Genomic DNA, 20,759 nt, shown 5'->3' on the forward strand with positions numbered 1-20,759 from the left:
TGGCAGTATTCGGGTGTAAATCCGGTTTTTCTGCTCCCCATTATTGCGACGGCATTATTCGGACTGGGCTACCTCCTACAGTATTTCTTTATCAATAAAGTCGTTATGTCACCGGTGCTGACAACCCTGACCCTGACTTTCGGTCTGGATATGATTCTCTATAATCTGATGACGGTCTTTTTTACTGCGACACCACGGCGTGTGACACTGGATCTCGGTACGGTAAACCTCGGGGATATGTATCTGCCAGTTGACCGCTTGATGGGCATGGGACTGGCGCTTTTCCTGACGGCACTGCTTTTCCTCGTGATGCGGGCCTCAAAGATTGGGCGGGCCATTGTCGCCGTCCGCATGGATCGGCAGGCCGCCACATTGATGGGCATTCGCGTGAATAATGTCTACGCCATTACATTTGGCATCGGTGCCTTTATGGCTGGGGCCGCAGGGGTCATCTTTTCCATGGTTTTCCCGATCACAACAAACCTCACGGGTACATTTTTGGGGAAAGCGTTCGTGATCTGCGTGATCGGCGGTTTGGGAAGCGTCCCGGGCGCCTTGATAGGGGGAATAGCGCTTGGACTGATTGAAAGCTTTGCCGGCTACACGATTGGCCCGCAGAACGCGACGACAGTTGGTTTTGTCCTCATGTTGTTTTTATTGATTGTCCGACCAACGGGTCTAGTCGGTGTAAAGGGATACGAGTAATGAAGCAGTTCCTTTATTTTGGTGCCTTTGCGCTTTGGGTGGCCATGATTGCGGCCACTCCATTGCTTGCGGATAACTACACGATCCGGATTGCAATCTCGATTGCGATGTTTTCGGCGATGGCGGTTTCATGGAATTTTATCGGTGGCTTTACCGGTTATCCCTCTTTCTCTACGGCCGCCTTCTTTGGGCTGGGCTGCTATGCGGGTGCGCTTGCGCAGCGGAACGGTATTCCACTGGTGATGGCCTGGCTGTTCGCGACGTTGTTCGTTACAGTTTTTGCAGCGCTTCTCGGGGCCATTATTCTGCGCTTGAAGGGGCACTACTTCGCTATTGGCTCAATCGCGATTGTCGATTTGACTCGCCTGATAACATCGTCATGGGGAAGCCTGACCGGTGGCGGAGATGGATTGAATGTCCCGCTTTTGCAGGGCAGCCCGCAAGAGGTATCGGCGCTTGTTCTCTATGTTATGTTGGCGATCCTGATTGCCGCTTTCCTAACGTCCATCTATGTGGATCGGTCCCGATTGGGTTTTGGACTCAAATGCATCAGCCAGAATGAAGACGCCGCCGATATGGTGGGCGTCAATACGACATCCTTCAAGATTGTTGCCTATACTTTGTCTGCTGTGTTCTGCGGTGCTATCGGGGCGGTTTACGCATCGTGGGTTGGCTATATAGACCCGACAGATAGCTTCTCCATCCTACTGACTTTGAAGGTGCCGGTCATGGTCCTCTTGGGCGGTGCGGGCACATTGCTTGGCCCGGTCCTGGGTGCGGGTGTATTCGTTATGCTGGAGGAGGTGTTCTGGGCTAATTTCCTTGAATGGAACCGCGCCATCCTGGGGGGTATTATCGTTTTCCTGATCTTCTTCCTGCCAAACGGGTTGCTGAAAATCCAATATCGCGCGCTCTATGGATTGCTGATGCAAAAGCTACGTGACGCACCCAAGCAAGCGGAGAAGAGCTCATGACTGAAATTCTCAGACTGGAAAATGTGAGCAAAAGCTTTGGCGGTAACCGTGCGGTTAATGATGTTTCATTCAGCTTGGAAGAAGGAGAGATCATCGGTTTGATCGGACCAAATGGTGCGGGCAAGACGACACTGGTCAACCTGATAACCGGGGTGCATCCCCTATCCGCCGGAAAGGTGATTTTCGCTGGAGAGGATGTGAGCCGACAGCAGGCATTTCAGGCCGCGAGGCGCGGGCTGGCGCGAACATTTCAGATCGTCCAGCCGTTTCCGAATATGACAGTTCTGGAAAATGTCGCTGCGGGGGCCTTGTTCGGCGGGGGTACCGCTTCTGTTCAGGACGCATTGGAACTGGCTCATGGGGAGTTGAAATTTGTTGGCTTGGACGCTGTCGCGGATACACCGGCGTCTTCGCTGGCATTGCCAAACCGGAAGCGGTTGGAACTCGCCAAGAGCTTGGCCATGCGCCCAAAGTTTCTGCTCCTTGATGAGGTGAATGCCGGTCTTAATGCCTCCGAAATTGATGGTGCCCTTGAGTTGATCCGCAAGATTGCGGCGAGGGGGGTAACAATCCTGATTATCGAGCATTTGATGAAGGTGGTGCTTTCGATTTCTCAAAGAATACTGGTATTGCATCACGGGGAGCTGATCGCGCAGGGCGATCCGCGCACCGTCATTGAAGACCCCCAAGTAGTAGAAGCCTATCTCGGCTCTAAGTTTGCAGCGCGCGTAAAAGCGGAGTCCCATCATGCCTGAGTCGTTTCTCGAAATTAATGGTGTTCAAGCCGGTTATGGCGATGTGCGCGTTCTGTGGGATATTTCCCTTTCGGTCAACAAGGGGGAAATTGCCTGCATAGTTGGCTCCAACGGCGCGGGAAAGACAACCCTGCTCAACACTATTTCCGGCATCGTCAAGCCGACCGCCGGTAGTATAAAACTGGACGGGCAGGAACTTGTGGGGACGCTGCCCGACGGGGTCCTGAAAGCCGGTATCGCCCATGTGCCCGAGGGACGCCGTTTGTTTAAGGGGCTGTCGGTTCAGGATAACTTGATGCTAGGGGCTTATTTGCGCGATGATCGAGACGCGATCAAGGAGGATCTGGAGTTTGTCTATGATATCTTCCCGATCCTGAAGGAAAGGGCGACGCAGGACGCAACAACAATGTCCGGCGGAGAGCAGCAAATGTGCGCTATCGGGCGGGGCATTATGTCAAAGCCCCGCGTATTGATGATTGACGAGCTTTCCCTTGGTCTGGCGCCGCGCCTTGTCGACCGATTGAGCGAAACATTGCTGGAGATTAATAAGGCCGGGTTGACCATTTTGCTGGTGGAGCAGGATGTTATGACCGCCTTCGAAATTGCGCAGCACGGCTTTGTTATTGAAACGGGCCGTGTTTCAATTTCTGATACGACTGATGCGCTCGGTGAAAATCCGAAAATCAAGGAAGCCTATATGGGGATTTAAGGGGCGCCCGTGTCAATTGTTTCGGCAATTGGCACCCATCCATCCGGAGAACGTTCAAACAGCGGAGCGGCAATTACACTTTTTACCAAGGCTGACGCGCCCGCCATTTCGCTTTCCAGCTTGGTTTTCCAAAGAACGCCCTGACGCATGGCAACAAGGATACCAACTATCTCGCAGTCGAGACGACGCAAGAGCTTGAGGGCGGAAACGATTGTCGAACCACTTGATATGGCGTCATCGACAATAACGATGCGCTTCTTTTCCAGACGCGGCAGCATGTTGGGATCGAGAAAGATTTTTTTGCTTCGATCCGGGCTGGTAATTGAATGAACGGGCTCGGACAAATCGTCCGAGTACCAGAATTTTCGGGAGTAGCCCAAGGGGATAAAATTCTGATGACCAAGTCCTTCGGCGACCATTGGCGCAAAGGCCAACCCTAACGTAGGGAGCCCGACAATATGATCAGGATTGGAGCTTTTCGCGATCTCAACCATTGCGGCTGACAAGGATTTTATGACGGAGAAGCTGGCCTGATTTGCGATAAGCGAGGCGACGGCGCGGGGACCTTCTGGAAGTTTACGCAACGGCAACAACAATGCTCTTCCATCTGGTAAAGTAGCGGGATAACCATATTGATAGGGCGGGTCCTGCAATGCCCTTGGGTCACCGGCGGGGATCAGCTCTTGCCAGAAGCTTGTAGTGGGCATGATAAAGTCAGGGGATGGCGGCGGCTGTGTCATAAGTGAAACTCTTTTCAGGGTCTGGCAGTTATATGAAAAAAGAAATGCGTGAATGGCAAAAGGTTGCCTCTGTTGAAGATATTACCGCGGATCAGCCTTTGGAGGTAATCGTCGAGGACACCATTGTTATCCTGTTGAAGGTCGGGGATGCCGTCAAGGCTTACCAGGGTTTGTGTCCGCATCAATTCGCCAGATTATCTTTGGGAAGCATCTCAAAGGGTTCCTTGCATTGCCCTCACCATAAGGCTTCTTTCGATATTCACGACGGCACTTGCGGGCCCGGTTGGCAACTGCCTGCACTGCGTGAGTATCATGTCCGGGTAGAAGCGGGAATGGTATCGCTGGCGCACCCTTTGGCGGTCATATCTGGGCATGATTGAAGATTGCCTAACCCTCCGGCCAGGGAGCAACGCCGCGCCCGATCAGCCCCGTCGTTCCCGTTCGTTCCACCATACCAAGGTTAATGCCCAAACATGTCCGGGGGCGCGTCAGGTCCAGTCCGACCATGATACTGCTATCCGACAAAGCGGGGTGCGGCCCAATGAATGGGGCATGCGCGGCAGGGCTGAAGAAATCGGGATGAATATGACCGCGATATCCTTCGGCCAAGCTGGGGGTGGTTCTCAAGCAGGCCGCGCCAAAGCCGAGCACATCAATCACCGCACTGTCCCCAATCGCGGGTAATGCTTCCGCCATTTCCTGGCCTTCAAATTTGACCCCAACCGGCGGCAAGGCCGGACGTGTAACCCATGAACTCGGATTTGATGCGAGTTTATAGCCGACGTCCTGCCCATTGCCGCCGCAGGCTATGACCATATTACTTTCGGCAACATCGGCCCCCGCGCCGATCATAAGCGCGGCCGTTGCCATGATGATGTTCAGGGAAAACTGACCGGCTGATGCTAGATAAGCTGTCGTTTCAGGGTCGCTGGGGTCTGGAAACAAACTCCGAAATTGTGCTTGTGTTGCGGCGACCTGACCATGCAGGTCATCTCCGTTTCTCAAGCCATGATCCAGAATTGGTAGCAAGGGGATCGGGGCGGTCAGCATTTTTGCGAGGACTGCGCCAATATGCTCTGACAACCGGTGTAACAGTGCCAGTCCATCAGGATGCCCATTCCCCAGCCGAAGCGCGTAGGGAAGGGGGCCATCATTCAAGGGAGAAAATCTGCGATGGCCGGGCGCTGCTATATCCTCTACCTCAAGGCAATAAGCGCTGGGTCCGACGATAAAAGCCAACGGCGTTACCACACCAAAATCCTGCGCGGGACGGAGGTGAATTTTACCACTTTTCAACTTGGTGAAGGCATCATCCTCAGATGTGGTCCAACCTTCAAGTTGAGCTGCCGCAACCAGTGAATTGCGCATGGGTCTGGGCAGATTGCCCAGATCAGAAAAGGGAGGGCCCGCATGCAACAAGGTCCGACTTGGCAGGTCCGGGATCAGGTCTTCAAGCTTCTCAATGCGTGTCAGGGCTGGCTCAACCGCTATTAGTTTCTTGTAGGATTGCTGCGTCGCCAAAGAGGAACGGGATATACTCGCGGCACTACTATCGGCGGACGCATTAGATGGAATTTTTTCGTCAACGTTAGAGGTATTTGCGTTAATTATCTGCGTCATCATTTCTATCAGACGCGGGCGATCTTCGGGCGAGAGGCTTTCGATCGTGCGTTCATGTGCGCGGTGCGCTTTTTCATCCAGAGTATTGAGAATGTTTCGCCCTTCCTCGGTGAGGGAAGTGAGGCGGACACGCCGGTCACTGCTAGAAACCCGGCGCTTAATCAGTCCGCGTCTTTTAAGCCGGTCCAGAATATCCGTCATATTGGTTTTGTCGATTGCGACCGCCTTGGCGAGGGTCGTTTGATCCACCGCACCGCTTTGTTGGAGCGCGGATAGGACAGAATACATTACAGGCGTGATGTTCTGGTCACCGCATTCAAGTGCGAACAGTGCAGTATGAATTTGATGTAAGCGACGGATCAGAACTCCGGGGCGCGATGTCAGGGATCCGCTTCGCCATGGATCAGAGGATGCGGTAGCTGTGTCGTCTTGTTTCATGAAATCGGCCGTTGAACTGTTGTCATTATCAATTTTTCTTTTAAGAGTGAAACAAAGTTAGCGAAACCTCAAGGCCCTTTTGATCCAACCCCAGAATGCGGCGCCCAGCAGGGATAAGCCATTTATATTGGTTTGTGTTGTCTGATCCTGTTCTTGCCCCTTTGCAAGCGCATCGATTGAGGCGGCGACCTGATCCAGAATACGGTCCGCAATCTCGGCCACCAGAGTGGGGCGGCTGAACTGCGATAACGGGCCCGTCAATTTATAGGTCATATCTAGGGCGAGTTCTGCGCCGCCTTCTGGCATTTCGGATACACGAAAATCGAGCATACCATCAAGTTGGGAGCGGCTCAGGCCATCCTTGCCACGGCCAATTACATGACCGGATTTTTCGGTCTCATTCAAGTCCATTTTTGCGGTGCCGGTAAAGGCCGCCTTGATCGGTCCCATTGAGACAGCACATTGCCCCTGCAACAGGTTGTCGTCGGTGATGTTGTCGATGCGGGCGCCCGGAATACAGGACGCAATCTTTTCAGGATCCGATATTATATCCCATATCTCAGACGTAGAGGCATCAAAGCTCAGTGTTCGAGAAAGGGCGGGCGCGGTGGCAAGAGACTGTTTCGTCGGAATTCCGGTCGCGCCGGTTGTTTTAGCCGCGACGGTGGAGGAGGCCTCTGAAATGACCTCAATCGAATCAACGGCACTTTTCCCAAAGTTTTGCATTGCCCTGGTTTGCGGTTGAATTTTCGCGGCGGGTGGATTGTTTTCCAGAACATCGGCAATTGCTGCAACGATTCCGGCATAGCCGGTACAGCGGCACAAATTCCCGGACAGTTCCTTGCGGATACGGTCTGTATCGGCATTGGGAAGACGCCGGACAATATCATAACCGGTTACCAGCATGCCCGGGGTGCAATAACCGCACTGAAGGCCGTGGTGCCGCTTGAAGGCATCGCGTAACGCCAGCATCAGAGGATCATCATCAAACCCTTCGACACTGCGAACTTCCGCGCCTTTGCACGCCGCAGCCAGCGTAATGCAGGATCGCGTCGGCCGTCCATCGACAAACACGGTGCAGGCACCGCAGACGCCTTGTTCACACCCCAAATGAGTTCCCGTCAAAAGCAGGTCTTCACGCAGGAAATCAGCTAGATGCGTGCGGGGTTCCGTTGTTTCGGAAACCGGCGTGCCGTTGACGACAAGATCGACAGTCGTATCGGTCATGCTGAAAATTCCTTAGCTATTTTTATCTGCTCGAGAGCTCTGGATAGGGCAACGGCATGGAGATGAAGCGCGGTCGCGGGCTGGTCCGGGATGGCTGCAGACAAGGCCTCCATTGGAGGTTGTGATCCATCAAGCACGGCTTCGGGGTTGAGGAGAAGGGCGGGCTGTCGGCCCAGCGCCCCAATTGCGATGCGCGTGCGGTTTTTCGACGGATCAACCAGGATCGCGGCGCTTGCCTTGGCAAACTCTCCGACCTGTCGCGTGTATTTCCAATAGGCCCAACGCGCGCCATCACCGGGTTTGGGCACGTCTACAGCCGCCAGAATTTCTTCCGGGTCGAGGGCCGTGCTATAGGGGCCTGTAATAAACTCCTCCAGGGGAATGGCGTACAAAGCCGCGTCTGCTTCAGGCCCGCGCACAAGGGCCGTCGCGCAAAGTCCGGTCATCACTATTACCCAGTCCGCAGCGGGATCGGCATGGGCGAGGCTGCCGCCAATTGTCCCGCGGTTACGCACCGCACGATAGGCGATATTGGCTGCCGCATCGCGCATCCAGTGACCGGTTGGGTCCGGAACTTCTCCGTCCTCGATCTCTGCATGGGTGATGGCGGCCCCGAATCGAACATGGTCCTCATACTCCTCAACACCGCGCAATTCCGGTAGCAAGGAAATATCGACTAATCCAGCAGGGCGGGCCAACCGCAAATTCAGCATCGGCCCAAGCGATTGATTGCCGGATACTGGCTTGTTCTGGCCCCCGCGGAGAGCGCTTTGGGCATCTGCCAATGAGTGGGCAACGGCAAAGTCAAATAGGGCAGGCTTCATACTGAGTCTCCCTTAGTCGGTTTTGAAAGCTCGGCACTTGCTATTGCACACAGGACACGCTCCGGCGTCATCGGGACTTCTGCGACTTCAACGCCGATAAAGGAAAGGGCATCATTAACCGCATTTGCAATCGCCGCAGGCGGGCCGATGGCTCCGCTCTCCCCAATGCCCTTTTGGCCGAAACGGCTCAAGGGGGAAGGGGTTTCCATATGTTCGATCCGGATGTTCGGCATATCGGAGGCGAGCGGTAAATGATAGTCCGCAAGGGTTGATGCCAGTGGTTGACCGGAGGCATCAAAGCGCATTTCCTCAAACAGGGCAGTTCCGATACCCTGCGCTGCGCCGCCATAGACCTGACCATCTACAATCATCGGATTGATCATCGTGCCAGCATCCTCAACAATGACATAGTCGAGCAAACGCACATGGCCAAGGTCCATATCAACTTCCACCTTCACCGCATGGCATGCGTAGGAGAAGGTGCCCGTGTCTTTGGTGGTTTTATACCCGGCGACAACATCCAGACCTCTGGGGTCCACATCATCGGGCAGTAATTGCGGTTTCAGATACCAGGTCCGTGCCACTTCCTCAATGCTGATGGCGCTACTCCCGAAGCATGCCATGCCATTTTCGAGTATGATTTCATCAGGGTCGGCCTGCAATAAATGGCCTGCGATTTTGCGGATGCGTTCGCCCAGCGATTCACAGGCGGTACCAACTGCGCCGCCAGCCATAACGATGCACCGCGATCCCCATGTACCGGTGGAGTAGGGAGTAAAGGCAGTATCTCCATGGACGAGTTTGATCTTTTCCGGGTCAATCCCGATTTCACTATTGGCGATCTGTGCGAGAGTTGTTTCCAAACCCTGACCATGGCTATGGACACCAACCCGCAATTCGAGGCCGCCATCTGGCGTCAGGCGGGCGGTTGCCTGCTCAAACCCCGGCACCATCGGAATGCCCCATCCGTGATAGACGGATGTGCCATGCGCTCCTTGTTCACAGAAAATCGATAATCCGACCCCAATCCGGGTCCGGCCGGTCTGGTTTTCTTGCGCGGCGCGAATTCCTGTCACGTCGATTGCTGCAACGGCGCGTTCAAGAGCCTCGGGATAGTCGCCGCTATCAAAGAATTTATTCGTGATATTGGTAAAGGGCATCTGTTCCGGCGGCACGAGATTGCGTGCCCGAATGGCTTCGGGCGTAATTTTTAGCTCTCTTGCAATGCTGTCCAGCAGAACCTCCAGAGCAAAACATACTCCGGTTCGGGCGACGCCCCGGAAGGGTAGAATGGGTGGTTTGTTGGTCGCAACCGACCATGTCTTGCAGCGATAACCCCGCATAATATAGGGCCCCGGCAAGATGCTGGCGACCTGTGCGGCCTCCAGGCAGGCGGAGAAGGGGTAGCTGGAATAGGCGCCGGAATCAACAATGGCGGTACAATCCACCGCCAGCAATTCCCCGTCCGCTTTTGCATAGCCCGTAATTTCATAGCTATGTTCCCGGCAATTGGCGCCCGCGATCAGATGTTCGCGCCGATCCTCAATCCAACGGATGGGGCGATCCAGCTTCATCGCAAGGAAACAGGCGCAGACTTCTTCGGCGAGCAGGATGCCTTTATAGCCGAACCCGCCACCGACGTCCGGCGCGATTACACGAATTTGCCCATGATCCATATTCAGGCAGTCTGCCAGACCCGTACGCACGATATGCGGCATCTGCGTTGCGGAATAGAGCGTGAGGAGCTCAAGGTTTCGGTCCCAGAGTGCAATAAGGCCGCGCCCTTCAATGGGGGCCATGCATTGTCGAGCCGTCTTGAATCTGCGTTTAATAATAACGTCGGCATCCGTTATGGCCGCTTCGAAATTGATATCGGCGTTGCTTTCAAGGAAGGAATTTTCGTCCCAATCCTCATGCAGCAAGGGGCTCTCTTTGTCGCGGGCCTTGGTCATGTCGTGAACAGCTGGCAGTTCATCAAAGACGATATCGACCTGATCGGCGAGGTCTTCGGCGTGCGCCCGGTTCGCAGCAAGGCAGGCGGCAATTGGCTCCCCCACATGACGTACTTTTTCATCTGCCAGTATGGGTTGGGTCGACGGGCGAAACCCCGGTAATCCGGAAACGGCGCGAATACCGGAAACTCCTTCTAGGTCCCGGCCGAAAAATACCCTGTTTTCCGTCTGTTCCGGTTTCGTCTGAGACGTAATCCTGGCATGGGCAAGCGGACTCCGTAAGAACGCAAGCTCCAGCATTCCGGGCATACGCATGTCGGCAATATAGCGGCCCTTGCCATTTAAGTAGCGATCATCTTCTTTTCGCGTGAGCCGCGCGCCGATGCCCGTCTCGCGTTCTTTGACTTCTTGATCGTTACTCATATCAACCTTTCACTTGCGCCAAAACCCCGCAACCTTGGAGGCGTGCCAGACTGGTTCCCGGATCTGTTAATATTGCGCCGCACAAGAACACGATAATGGATTTTCAAAAATAATTGTAGATATAATTTTAGCTATTACAACTTTTTTCCTTTTCCCATTGTGCACTGCGAGATATATTTCATTTAAAGCCTGTCTAAAAGATAAAAGGAAGCCGACGATGAGTAATGTGAAACCTCTTGATGTTGTGTTGGAAAACGGAACATTGATCGATCCTGCAACCGGGTTGCATGGGAACTACGATATCGGGGTTCAAGATGGCGTCATCACCGCAGTAAGTGACAGCCTCAAATCAGTCGAGGCGGTTGAACGGATCGATGTGGCGGGCCATCATGTCATCCCCGGAATGATCGATACCCACGCCCATGTGTATGAACATGTCACCGGCAAATTCGGACTGTCGCCTGATCTCGTCGGGGTCTATTCCGGGGTGACGACATTGGTTGATCAGGGCGGCCCGAGCTGCATGACGATTGGTGGCTTTCGAAACTTTATCGCGAAGCCGTCGGCCAGCCGTGTCCTCGCTTTTATATCGGCCTATCTCGTCGGCGGCCTGGAGGGACATTTGTACCCGGAGCTTTACGGGCCCAGCGGTGTGAATGCAGAGCATACGATCACAGTGGCGAAGGAAAACCTGGATCTGGTTAAAGGGATTAAGGCACATGCGGAAATCGGCGGCCAGTCCCGGTGGGGAATGGACGTCATCAAGATCGGGCAGGAAATGGCGACGGCAACAAACCTTCCACTCTATATTCACCTCGGTCAATTGTGGCCGACGAGCAGTAGCGCACCTATTCCGTCATCCGATGAGCTTATTCGTGAGTTGTTACCAATCATGAAGGAAGGGGATGTCTTGGCGCATCCTTTCACGCGCCACCCCGGCGGCTTTGTCTCCGATAAAGGAGAGATCCATCCGATCTTGCTCGAAGCCGTGAAACAGAAACAGATTCTGGTTGATGTCGGGCACGGGTCTCATTTTAGTTTTGATGTTGCCCGGCGAATTCTGGATGCGGGGATCATACCTTTCACGCTTGGGGCGGATATGCATGGTTATAATGTCACAATCCCCGATGCCAAGGATAAGTTTGAACGCGCGGCAAACCCCTTTTCTGGTGTTGCGCCGTTTAATCTGACCATTGCCATGTCGGAGTTATTGCATCTCGGTGTTCCTTTGGAACGAGTCATTGAAATGGTCACCTGCAATCCCGCGAAATTGCTGCGAATGAAAGATGAGATCGGCAGTATTGCGGTGGGACGCGAAGCGGATATTTCTGTTCTCAAAATTGAAACTGGGCGATTTAAGCTATCCGATAATAGCGGTGAAACCGTGGCGGCAGAAAAGCTTATCAGGCCAACATTTTGTTTGCGTGCCGGTAAAAGGTTCGATGCGACGTCAGTCTTTGTCCCGGAAGCCATTGTCGCATAAAATCGGTTCCAGGGTATTGTCATATTAACTTCCCGTGTGCGCGAAGAATCCTCAATAGACCTATTTAGGCAGCAGAGCTTACAGGCGCCCAAACTGCGAATGCTTCGGCGAAGCCTTGCTTCTTAAGGAGCTTACGTATCAGCTTTAAGGTGGCCTGCACGCTAAGGTAATAACGCCTTCCGCCACAATTTTTGAGATTTTCTTCAGGTATAAAGGCTCCCATAAAACTTTTATCTGGCAGGTTGTTTATGCAAATGATAATTATTATTAATTATAGTCGCGAAATAATCCTGTAAACGAAATGACGCTGCATGTACGCTCAGGCCGACCTGCTCAACATCTATGATAAAAACCGCGAAGATCTGATGCGATTTTCAGTGTCGATTGTGGGTGACTTCTCGGCTGCTGAAGATGTGCTTCAGGAGGCGTGGATGAAATTTTCCCGCGCCGCACAGAAGCAGCAGTTCGATGAGCCTGTTGCTTATTTGCGAACCATTGTTCGGACGTTGTCGTTGGATGCCCGAAGGCGTATGCAGCGCGAAATGAAATATGTGGTTGTTTCAGATTCCGAAAGCCTGGAAATTGAGGATACCGTGAAGCCCGGACCGGAGCAGGAAGCGCTTGCCCGGCATGAACTGGCCATGCTGCAGGACGCTCTCAAGGAGCTGCCTGACCGCACACGGCAGGCACTTCTGCTGTATTGGAAGGATGAGTTAGGCCTCCGTGAGGTTGCTCATGAGCTGGATATCTCATTGGGGCAGGCGCATGCCATCATCAAGGATGGCGTGGAATTTTGTCGCCGTCGCCTTCAACGTCAAAAACATTGATCTGAACATTTACCGTCGGTTAAACGTCTATTATGAGAAGCCAAAAAATGGTGCTTGGGGGATAATTCAGACCTTATGGTTGATATTTTTAAAGAAATTGGCGAGCCGACGTCTGCGATTGATTGGATGATCGCGTTGCGTGAACAACCAAAAGATCCTGAACTACGACGGAAACTGGAGGTTTGGCTGAAGGCGGATCCCGCAAGAGGTCGGGAGTGGAAAGAACTCCAGCAAATGTCCTCTCTGTTCAAGGCCCTGCCCGAGAGTGAAGAGACTAAGATTGAAGAAATAGCTGCTCTTCCGCCGACCCCAAAAAAATCAGGGTTTTCCCGGCGATCCTACCTTGTTACTGCTGGCATAGTGATGGCGACCGTATTATTCCTCTTTGCTGTTCCTTCTGAAAATATTCCGGGCACGGTCTATACGACGGAGATAGCCCAGTCATTAAATATCGATCTGGAAGATGGCTCCCACGTCTTGCTTGCACCAGAGACAAAGCTGTCGGTTCAGTTCGAGAAGAATGAGCGTCAGGTTTCGCTTATTGAAGGCAGCGCCTTTTTTGATGTTGCAAAGAACCCTGAAAAGCCATTTATCGTTTCCACCCGGGAAGTTGAGATAAAGGTACTGGGAACCGCGTTTGAGGTCGCCACGCGCCTCGATGCGCTTGAGGTGTCCGTCGCGGAAGGAACTGTCGCGGTTACCAACGCCAAAAGCTCGGAAAGTTTCAAGTTAGGGTTGGGTGACCGTCTCAGACAATATGCCAATGCCAACTGGCAGAAGGATACCGTTCGGGTCGATAGCATTGCGAGTTGGCGGGAAAATCTTTTTGTCGCCCGGGAGAGTAGCCTCGAAGCGCTTGTGGATCAGCTTTCAGACTATCATAACGGAGTGATCTATATCTCTGATGACGCGCTCAGAAAAATGCAGGTCACCGGCGTATATCGTTTGAATGAGCCGGAAAAAGCCTTGGACATGTTGGCGCGCTCCCACCCCATTAAAATCCAGAAAATAACCCCTTGGGTTATCCTGCTTGGAAAAAAATAGAAAAAAGAGATCTTTTTTTGAACACACGCCTGTGCCCGAGCGTCAAAGAAACAAAGCTTACTGCAAATAATAGTTATTCTTAATAGTGCTTGTTTCAATCGGGGGACTGACATGACGGCTCTTATCTCAAGAGGCCAGAAAACACGGCGGATTTTTGCTTCGACGCTATTGGCGTCTGTTGCTTTTGCATCGATGATGATCTCAATGCCAGAGCAGGCAAAGGCGCAAACGGCAACTGAAATTCAGGCAACAAAGGAATTTGACATTGACGCCCAACCATTGGCGGATGCGATCACCTTGTTTGGTATTCAATCGGGCTTTCAGATTTCGGCGAACCCTGGCCTGCTGCGTGGACTACAGGGCTCGACTGTCAAAGGCAGTATGAAAGTTGAAAGTGCTCTGCAAATTTTGCTGGCCGGCACGAATCTTGACTGGAAGGCTGAAGACAGCGCTATCGCAATTGTCGCCCGCCCCAAATCCAAAATCATTGACATGGCGCCGCTGACAATTGTTGGCGAGAAAATCGAGAGAAGCTATCAGGAAACCCTGACAAGCGTGGGCGTGGCAACTGAGCAGGAAATTGAAGACTACAAGCTCGATGATCTGAGCGATGCTTTCAACACGATGGCGAACGTACGGAAATTTAATAGCAGCCGCGGTAACAAGGGTATGCAAATACGCGGTGTGAGCGCTGACGGCGTGTCGGAGCCGGAGAACTCGGCGCCTACGATTTCCGTCATTATCGATGGTGTTCCGCAGTCATCTGAAGCATTGCGGCGTGGGTCTCGTGGTACTTGGGATATGCAGCAGGTGGAAGTTCTGCGCGGCCCTCAGTCCACGCTTTATGGTCCGAATTCGATGGCCGGTGCTGTCGTGATGGAAAGTAACGATCCGACTTTCGATTGGGAATTTGCGGCTCAGGGTGTTGCCGGAAACCTGCAACGCAGGGACGGTGCTCTGATGGCTTCAGGACCTGTGTCGGATCAGGTAGCGTTCCGGCTTGCGGGTGAATGGCGAAATCAGGAAAAGGATATTACCCAGACAAACCCCGAAGACTACGCCCTCAATAAGGATGAATACTGGAGTATTCGGGGCAAGTTACTGATTTTACCGGCCGCGATGGAAGATTTGAGCATCACCCTTATGGCGAATGATGTTTATGACCAACCCGCTGCCTCAGCCGTGAACGGCACAGATTTATATGCGCGGCAGTTTAACTCAGGAATTTCCGGGTTTTCCACGGAAGAGCTGCGGAAAATGCATATCAATAACTATAGTGTCGAAGTGAACTACGATCTGGATGAAGATCTGTCGCTGACGTCATTGACAACTTTGCAGAAAACCGATCTATCCATCGATACGGCGCCGGGTAATACAGTGTTCATTCGTGAAGATACGCGCGAAGACACGAATTTCGCCCAGGATTTTCGGCTTACTCTCGATAAGGAATACGGTTTCAATGGGACGGTTGGGCTGTATCATTCCAATAACAAGAATGACTCCGACTCCGATATCAATCTTGCAGGATTTGCAACGCTCGTGACGGCCGAGGCAGAGAACCATATCAAAACCTACGCCGCATATGCCGACATGCGCTACAAGTTCGAGAATGGATTTAGCGTAATCGGCGGCGGACGGATCCAGAAGGACCGTGTTCGCAACTATCTGCAACGAAATGTGGTCGGCGCGGTCAACACACCCGGATTTGATATCACGTTCAATAAATACATGGATGTGGACGAGTCCTATGTGGCTTTCCTGCCTAAAGCGGGCGTGGCGTATGATTTCAATCAAAATCAAACCCTTGGTCTTATGGTGTCCAGAGGGTATCGCCAAGGTTTCAGTCAGGTCGTTGAGGAAACGAATACAACGATCCGAGAGGTGAAGCCAGAATATGTCTGGACGACAGAATTGTCCTGGCGTGACCAGAGCCTGAAGAACTTCACCTGGGGGGCAAATGTCTTTTACAACAGTTACCAGGACCAGCAGGTCACCATCCTCGATGGCACGACACTGAATTCCTATAATGCGGATGGTTCTATTTCCTACGGTGCAGAGTTGGAAGGTCGCGCGGATTTTGAAAATGGGTTTAGTGGGTTTGCCGCGCTGGGCTTGCTGAAAACGAAGCTGGGTGATGTCAATGCCTCTTCCTGTGCGGGCGGTGCCTGTAATGGAAATAAATTCCCGGAGGCACCGGCAGTCACGGCATCCGTTGGCGGAACATATAAGCATCCTACTGGCATGTTCGTTTCGGCGGATGCTAACTACACTAGTAAATTCTATTCAAACGCAGCTTTGACGAACAGCAGCACCCAACTGCTGGACGATATCTTCCTGACCAATATGCGCGCTGGCTATGAATATAAGGGATTCAAACTTACGGGCTTCGTCGAAAATCTCTTTGATGAGGAATATCTGACAAGCATTAACGCCGCCGGCAATGACGCCACTATTGGAGACGGCCGAACTTTCGGCATCCAGCTTGACTACAAATTTTAGTCGTTCTTTGTCTGACTTATAGGAGGCGGCTGGACCGCCTTCTTTTTCTGTAATTGAGGGAAAATTGATGCCTGAATGGGTCAAAATTATTCTAAGGCCGATTTATTTTCGGGTCCGTCACTGGCGAGGAAATCAGGGCGTCAAAATTCATGAATTTACGATTGACGGTATTCTGCGTGAGTATGGATCCGTCTACACATTCGTGCTGAATGCTGCCTCGCCGCCGGAATTTATCGCGGGCCAATATGGCCATGTCATCGCTCCCGGTGCGATTATCGATAACCATCATGTGCAACATATTTCTTTTGCCAATGCACCGCATGAGGGGTGTTTCCTCATCAGTATGGATCTGGCGTCCGGCTCCCGCTTCAAGAGAAAGTTCAAAAAAGCCGTGATTGGTGACCGGCTAGGCATCTACGCTATCAAAGGCGATTTTGTACTGAAAGAGGCGGATTGGGAACGCCCAGTCCTGCTGATTGCCGGTGGTATCGGAATCGCGCCTGTTCGGTCCCTGGCGGCAGACTTCCTGTCGAAGGGTAAATCCAACTGGTCGCTCGTCTACGCAGGCAAAGGATATCTTTATCAGGATTTCTGGTCCCGCGTAACGGACAAAGTTTCATTCGTCAAACGGGATACCCTTCTTCCTGCGATTGAAGCTGCTTTGAAGAAAGAGCCGGAAGCCCTGATTTACCTCTGCGGTGCGGGTGGTTTCGTCCGGGATGTAAAGCAATATCTCGGGCAGGCCGGGATAGACCCTGCATCCATTCATACCGAAGATTTCAGCTACTGATTGCGCCGCTCATGACAGAAACATTCAAACGCAAGAACCTGTTCCAACTCACTTTACCGCTGTTCCTGTTCGGTCTGATGACCATCGGGGTTACCTTTGCCGATACAATGCTGCTGTCGAATTATTCAGACAATCTGGCGGCGGCGGTCAGCATGGCCAATCAGATTTTGGGGATTGGATATGATCTGTCCGGTCTGATGTCCATCGGGGCGTTGATATTGATATCGCAATATCTCGGGCGGGGTGACCTTGAGAATGCTAAAAATATTGCCCGAATTGGGTTTATTGCAAGTGTCATTTTCGGCATGCTGATTGCCGCTATTTTGTCCGGCGGGGCAACATTTTATGCCGACTGGATCAATACGCCTCCTGAGATTTACGGAGATGTCTTGATTTATGTTTATAGCATTTCCGTCGGGTTCATTTTTTATGGATTTGTCACTACAGCCCTCGCGGCATTGCGAGGCTTTGGTAAGACCCTCGAAATTCTGTTAATAGGGTTTGTCGGGAATGTAGTTTATCTGTTGTTCGAATATGTCCTCATATACGGAGTTTGGATCTTTCCAGAGCTGGGGATTTACGGTGCGGCCCTTTCGACAATCCTGATCCGGGGGATCAATGTTCTTTTGCTGATCTGGCTGCTTCAGTGGAGGTTGGGGTTGGACGTCTTTAAAGTTCCCCCCGGACTATGGCGCCAGACGAAGAAGATCCTTAAGCTTTCCTACCCCAGCGTCAGTGAAGCCCTTGGGTATCAGCTGTATCAGTTGTTTCTCGTCTCCTTGATCGCCGGGATTGGAGTTACAGCTGTGTTGACGCGATCCTATTCGCTGACTATCACCCAGCTTCTGGCGATGATTGTTCTGGTTATTTCCTATGGGAATGAAGTCCTGATTGGATATGACAAAGGGGCTGGGGATCATAAAATTGCTTTTAGAAGGGCCCTGAAAACGGCGGTGATAACCGGCTTTACCGTCATGCTATTTGGGCTTCTAATCGCGGTTTTCGGGAAGTTTTTTCTCGAACTCTTTACGCGGGATCAGGCAATTGTGTCCGCGGCGGAGGAAATTCTTTATTTACATATATTCTCCATACCTTTTCAGGCGATCAACCTTATCCTTTTTAACTCGTTAAAGGCAGTAGGGGACGTCAACCGGCCGGTTATCGTGAACCTGTCGATCACATTCGCCATTGCCCTGCCACTTGCCTGGCTTTTTGTTAGCGTTATGGATATGGGGGTGAAGGGTTTGTGGTATGGTTACATTATTGAGGAGATTGTCAAAGCGACATCCATGTTCCTGCTCTGGCGCTATCGAAACTGGCAGCGACTAAAGATCATTGAGGATCCCGCTGCAGCTGCGGTATGACAGGATTTCAGCATATCTATTACAAATTGCATTGGTTCAAAGCATTGCTTGTTGAGTAGTTTTCGGATCAGTTTTAAGTCAGCTTTGACGTTTCGCTTTGATTATACAAGGAAATCCGGCATTTCACTTTCGCTATCAAGGCCTCATTCTGCTAAAAGATCCTCAATAGCTCAGCGTAAATCGGGCATAAAGCCAGACAGCATATTGAATGGGTGAAGATGAGGCATTTTAGGAGGCGTTTATAGATGATAGCACTTCTTTATCCGCTTGAAGGAATTTTCGCCATCCACCGAACTTGGTAATATCAGCGGCACCCTCAAGCCCGGCGGCCTCGCAGATGAAACCGTTTACGGTTGTCCCGTCGGAAAGAGATACCGTGCCAATTCCAAGCGGCGCGGGAATGCCACGAAGGAATTCACCGAACTTCCTTACGGGAATTGCCCAGATTTCCAGATCTATCATGGCTCCTGTTTTGTCGCGCATCAGGCCCGGACGATAAGGAGGGCCGCCAGCAAGACTGTAGAGGCGATAAACTGGTGCGGTCTTTGCGTCCTTAAGAAACCGACCGCCGAGTTTAACAAGCTCGCCATTTAACGGTAAGCCGGACATATGCGCGCCTACCGCCGCCAGACAGATTTCATCCTTGGAGATGGCTGGTTTAACCTGTGGCGGTAGCGGTTGTGTCCAGTTGGTTGCCCCGAGAAGAACCTCGGAGCGGTAATGCAGGAGAGCGGCAAGGCTGGCGATAAGGGCGTCCTCACCAGCCTTGGCGAGAAGTGTGACGCTTCCGGGCCGTCCATCGGTCCGGGCGGCAACGGGAACAGCAATTCCGCATAAATCGAGGAGATTGACGAAATTTGTATAAGTGCCAAGCCGTGCATTTGGGCCGATGGGATCTTCTTCCAGATCCGCCAGCGAATAGAATGTCGGGATTGAGGGAACGCAGAACATATCCACCGAATTGATAAGCGGTGCAACCAGGCGCTTTAGCTCCTGAAGCTTATAAATTCCAAGGAAAGCATCAGCGGCGGATAGGGTTTCCGCCTTGCTAATGACGGCGCGTGTCGCCGGATGGATGGCACCCGGGTTGTTTTGCAGAAGTTCGGCGATGACCGTGAAACGCTCCGCCACCCAGGCCCCTTCGTAGAGCATGTTCGCGACGTCGTAGAAGGGGGTAAAATCAATCTCGACGATGTCACCGCCAAGCGCCGTGATGGAGGTGAGTGCGTCGTCGAAGGAGGCGGCCTGGATGGCATCTCCAAAGAACTTTCTGGTTTCTATCGTCGGCACGCCGACGCGAAATACCGATGGCACTTCCTGTAGATCATTTACGGGCAATTCACGTGAATAGGCATCAAGCGGATCAAAGTCGCTTGCCACCTGAAAAGCGCGATAGGCGTCCTCAACGGTCAGCGCGAAAATCGAGATTGTGTCCAGTGTTCTGCAGGCCGGAACGACACCCGATGTCGACAGCGCACCGAGAGTCGGTTTGAGGCCGACAATATTATTCAGCGCGGCGGGCACGCGTCCGGAGCCTGCCGTATCGGTTCCGAGTGAGAAGCCCACTAACCCTAGTGCTACCGCTACGCCGGATCCCGAACTCGAACCGCCGGGCACAATTTCCGGATCGATTGCATTTTTGGGCAGTGGGTACGGTGAGCGAATACCCACCAGCCCGGTTGCGAACTGATCAAGATTGGTCTTGCCAATCAGGATGGCTCCGGCCTTTCTAAGCTGCGCGACGACAAAGGCGTCAGCGTCGGCGTCATATTCATAAGCGGGACAGGCCGCTGTTGTGGGCATACTGCCGACATCTATGTTGTCCTTGACGGCAAAGGGAATGCCCCAGAGTGGCTTTGTAACCGGATTGAACGCGCCGAGCTTTTTCGCCTCTTCCTGCGCGGCATCTTGATCGACCAATTGCAGGAAGATGCCGGGGTCGGCGGCTTCCTCTATACGCCGGTAGCATTCGGCAATTATTTCCGATACGTGCGTTCCGCTGGCATATGCGCGGTGCAGGCTGTTCATATCAAAGGGTATATCAATCATCGGACTTGACACTTTCCGAAATTACTATCGGTTCATCGACAAAAACGACAGGCGCCTGCCACTGAATAAGGACGACACAACCCTCGTCGGACCAGACGGCATGTTCGCTGCCGTTGGGATTGGCAACATAGGTTCCTTTGGTATAGCGGCCGTTCATATCGCTCTGCGATCCGTCAAGGATGAGAATGGTCTCCAAACCGGCATGGCGGTGCCTTGAAACCTTCGCGCCGGGCGCATATTTCAGCAGGGCAACCCCAGGCTCGCCTTCGAGCAGCCAGCAGATTTCGACGCCTGGCTGAAAGGGTTCAAAAGCATAATCTTTCCACCCGTCCGGAA

18 protein-coding genes are annotated in these 20,759 nt (G+C 52.5%); 11 read left to right on the forward strand and 7 right to left on the reverse strand.

The genetic code is table 11. The features are described 5' to 3' along the window. The 4 genes from P1U71_RS15285 to P1U71_RS15300 form a co-directional block, all read left to right on the forward strand. Window positions 1–705: branched-chain amino acid ABC transporter permease (locus P1U71_RS15285; protein WP_301106493.1), on the forward strand; the 705-nt coding region annotated here is incomplete at its 5' end. Beyond that, window positions 705–1,679, forward strand: coding sequence for a branched-chain amino acid ABC transporter permease (locus tag P1U71_RS15290; protein WP_301106494.1), 975 nt, complete (start codon window positions 705–707; stop codon window positions 1,677–1,679). The genes P1U71_RS15285 and P1U71_RS15290, both read left to right, overlap by 1 nt. Continuing rightward, window positions 1,676–2,434 carry an ABC transporter ATP-binding protein gene (locus P1U71_RS15295; protein WP_301106495.1) on the forward strand — a complete coding sequence of 253 codons (759 nt, stop codon included), beginning with the start codon at window positions 1,676–1,678 and terminating at the stop codon, window positions 2,432–2,434. The genes P1U71_RS15290 and P1U71_RS15295 overlap by 4 nt, the downstream gene beginning before the upstream one ends. Beyond that, window positions 2,427–3,143, forward strand: coding sequence for an ABC transporter ATP-binding protein (locus tag P1U71_RS15300; RefSeq protein WP_301106496.1), 717 nt, complete (start codon window positions 2,427–2,429; stop codon window positions 3,141–3,143). The genes P1U71_RS15295 and P1U71_RS15300 overlap by 8 nt, the downstream gene beginning before the upstream one ends. Here P1U71_RS15300 and P1U71_RS15305 read toward each other — a convergent pair. Then, window positions 3,140–3,883, reverse strand: a complete 744-nt coding sequence (locus tag P1U71_RS15305) for a phosphoribosyltransferase (protein WP_301106497.1) — start codon at window positions 3,881–3,883, stop codon at window positions 3,140–3,142. The genes P1U71_RS15300 and P1U71_RS15305 overlap by 4 nt on opposite strands. 32 nt (window positions 3,884–3,915) lie before the next feature. Between P1U71_RS15305 and P1U71_RS15310 the strand changes: the two genes are divergently transcribed. After that, on the forward strand, window positions 3,916–4,263 hold the full coding sequence (locus P1U71_RS15310; protein WP_301106498.1) for a Rieske (2Fe-2S) protein: 348 nt from the start codon (window positions 3,916–3,918) through the stop codon (window positions 4,261–4,263). Between the two features lie 7 nt (window positions 4,264–4,270). Here the strand turns inward: P1U71_RS15310 and P1U71_RS15315 are convergent, their stop codons facing one another. The 4 genes from P1U71_RS15315 to P1U71_RS15330 are packed head-to-tail and all read right to left on the reverse strand — an operon-like array spanning window position 4,271 to window position 10,367. Continuing rightward, entirely contained in the window at window positions 4,271–5,941 is a 1,671-nt protein-coding gene (locus tag P1U71_RS15315) for a MarR family winged helix-turn-helix transcriptional regulator (RefSeq protein ID WP_367281204.1), read from the reverse strand. A gap of 57 nt (window positions 5,942–5,998) precedes the next feature. Then, window positions 5,999–7,168, reverse strand: a complete 1,170-nt coding sequence (locus tag P1U71_RS15320) for a 2Fe-2S iron-sulfur cluster-binding protein (protein WP_301106500.1) — start codon at window positions 7,166–7,168, stop codon at window positions 5,999–6,001. Next, window positions 7,165–7,992, reverse strand: coding sequence for a xanthine dehydrogenase family protein subunit M (locus tag P1U71_RS15325; protein ID WP_301106501.1), 828 nt, complete (start codon window positions 7,990–7,992; stop codon window positions 7,165–7,167). The genes P1U71_RS15320 and P1U71_RS15325 overlap by 4 nt, the downstream gene beginning before the upstream one ends. Continuing rightward, entirely contained in the window at window positions 7,989–10,367 is a 2,379-nt protein-coding gene (locus P1U71_RS15330; protein WP_301106502.1) for a xanthine dehydrogenase family protein molybdopterin-binding subunit, read from the reverse strand. Before P1U71_RS15330 ends, P1U71_RS15325 begins: the two co-directional genes overlap by 4 nt. Window positions 10,368–10,584: 217 nt before the next feature. Here P1U71_RS15330 and P1U71_RS15335 point away from each other — a divergent pair, with 217 nt between their 5' ends. The 6 genes from P1U71_RS15335 (at window position 10,585) to P1U71_RS15360 (ending at window position 18,374) form a co-directional block, all read left to right on the forward strand. Next, complete coding sequence (locus P1U71_RS15335) at window positions 10,585–11,850, forward strand: amidohydrolase/deacetylase family metallohydrolase (RefSeq protein WP_301106503.1); 1,266 nt, start codon at window positions 10,585–10,587, stop codon at window positions 11,848–11,850. Window positions 11,851–12,161: 311 nt separating this feature from the next. Beyond that, window positions 12,162–12,677 (forward strand): RNA polymerase sigma factor, encoded by a 516-nt coding sequence (locus P1U71_RS15340; protein WP_301106504.1) that lies wholly within the window; start codon window positions 12,162–12,164, stop codon window positions 12,675–12,677. A 75-nt stretch (window positions 12,678–12,752) separates the two neighbouring features. Then, a complete protein-coding gene (locus P1U71_RS15345) occupies window positions 12,753–13,721 on the forward strand; it encodes a FecR domain-containing protein (RefSeq protein WP_301106505.1) in 969 nt (322 codons plus the stop codon). 111 nt (window positions 13,722–13,832) lie between these two features. Next, window positions 13,833–16,220, forward strand: coding sequence for a TonB-dependent receptor (locus P1U71_RS15350; RefSeq protein WP_301106506.1), 2,388 nt, complete (start codon window positions 13,833–13,835; stop codon window positions 16,218–16,220). Window positions 16,221–16,287: 67 nt separating this feature from the next. After that, complete coding sequence (locus tag P1U71_RS15355; RefSeq protein WP_301106507.1) at window positions 16,288–17,010, forward strand: ferredoxin--NADP reductase; 723 nt, start codon at window positions 16,288–16,290, stop codon at window positions 17,008–17,010. An 11-nt stretch (window positions 17,011–17,021) separates the two neighbouring features. Continuing rightward, on the forward strand, window positions 17,022–18,374 hold the full coding sequence (locus P1U71_RS15360; RefSeq protein WP_301106508.1) for an MATE family efflux transporter: 1,353 nt from the start codon (window positions 17,022–17,024) through the stop codon (window positions 18,372–18,374). A 228-nt stretch (window positions 18,375–18,602) separates the two neighbouring features. Here P1U71_RS15360 and atzF read toward each other — a convergent pair whose 3' ends face one another. Both atzF and P1U71_RS15370 read right to left on the reverse strand, forming a co-directional pair. Beyond that, window positions 18,603–20,423 (reverse strand): allophanate hydrolase, encoded by a 1,821-nt coding sequence (gene atzF, locus P1U71_RS15365; protein WP_301106509.1) that lies wholly within the window; start codon window positions 20,421–20,423, stop codon window positions 18,603–18,605. Further along, window positions 20,416–20,759, reverse strand: a 344-nt coding sequence (locus tag P1U71_RS15370; protein ID WP_301106510.1) for a cupin domain-containing protein, incomplete at its 5' end; no start/stop codon positions are given. The genes P1U71_RS15370 and atzF, both read right to left, overlap by 8 nt.

The organism is Sneathiella sp. (assembly GCF_029233945.1).
Lineage (GTDB): Bacteria > Pseudomonadota > Alphaproteobacteria > Sneathiellales > Sneathiellaceae > Sneathiella.

Bases quoted from the DNA above. Each gene is read 5' to 3' on its own strand.
- P1U71_RS15320 (WP_301106500.1), bottom strand. From the start codon at position 7,168: ATGACCGATACGACTGTCGATCTTGTCGTCAACGGCACGCCGGTTTCC.
- P1U71_RS15340 (WP_301106504.1), top strand. From the start codon at position 12,162: ATGTACGCTCAGGCCGACCTGCTCAACATCTATGATAAAAACCGCGAA.
- P1U71_RS15310 (WP_301106498.1), top strand. From the start codon at position 3,916: ATGAAAAAAGAAATGCGTGAATGGCAAAAGGTTGCCTCTGTTGAAGAT.
- P1U71_RS15300 (WP_301106496.1), top strand. From the start codon at position 2,427: ATGCCTGAGTCGTTTCTCGAAATTAATGGTGTTCAAGCCGGTTATGGC.
- P1U71_RS15355 (WP_301106507.1), top strand. From the start codon at position 16,288: ATGCCTGAATGGGTCAAAATTATTCTAAGGCCGATTTATTTTCGGGTC.
- P1U71_RS15330 (WP_301106502.1), bottom strand. From the start codon at position 10,367: ATGAGTAACGATCAAGAAGTCAAAGAACGCGAGACGGGCATCGGCGCG.
- P1U71_RS15295 (WP_301106495.1), top strand. From the start codon at position 1,676: ATGACTGAAATTCTCAGACTGGAAAATGTGAGCAAAAGCTTTGGCGGT.
- P1U71_RS15305 (WP_301106497.1), bottom strand. From the start codon at position 3,883: ATGACACAGCCGCCGCCATCCCCTGACTTTATCATGCCCACTACAAGC.
- P1U71_RS15345 (WP_301106505.1), top strand. From the start codon at position 12,753: ATGGTTGATATTTTTAAAGAAATTGGCGAGCCGACGTCTGCGATTGAT.
- P1U71_RS15350 (WP_301106506.1), top strand. From the start codon at position 13,833: ATGACGGCTCTTATCTCAAGAGGCCAGAAAACACGGCGGATTTTTGCT.
- P1U71_RS15335 (WP_301106503.1), top strand. From the start codon at position 10,585: ATGAGTAATGTGAAACCTCTTGATGTTGTGTTGGAAAACGGAACATTG.
- P1U71_RS15315 (WP_367281204.1), bottom strand. From the start codon at position 5,941: ATGAAACAAGACGACACAGCTACCGCATCCTCTGATCCATGGCGAAGC.
- P1U71_RS15290 (WP_301106494.1), top strand. From the start codon at position 705: ATGAAGCAGTTCCTTTATTTTGGTGCCTTTGCGCTTTGGGTGGCCATG.
- P1U71_RS15360 (WP_301106508.1), top strand. From the start codon at position 17,022: ATGACAGAAACATTCAAACGCAAGAACCTGTTCCAACTCACTTTACCG.
- P1U71_RS15325 (WP_301106501.1), bottom strand. From the start codon at position 7,992: ATGAAGCCTGCCCTATTTGACTTTGCCGTTGCCCACTCATTGGCAGAT.
- atzF (WP_301106509.1), bottom strand. From the start codon at position 20,423: ATGATTGATATACCCTTTGATATGAACAGCCTGCACCGCGCATATGCC.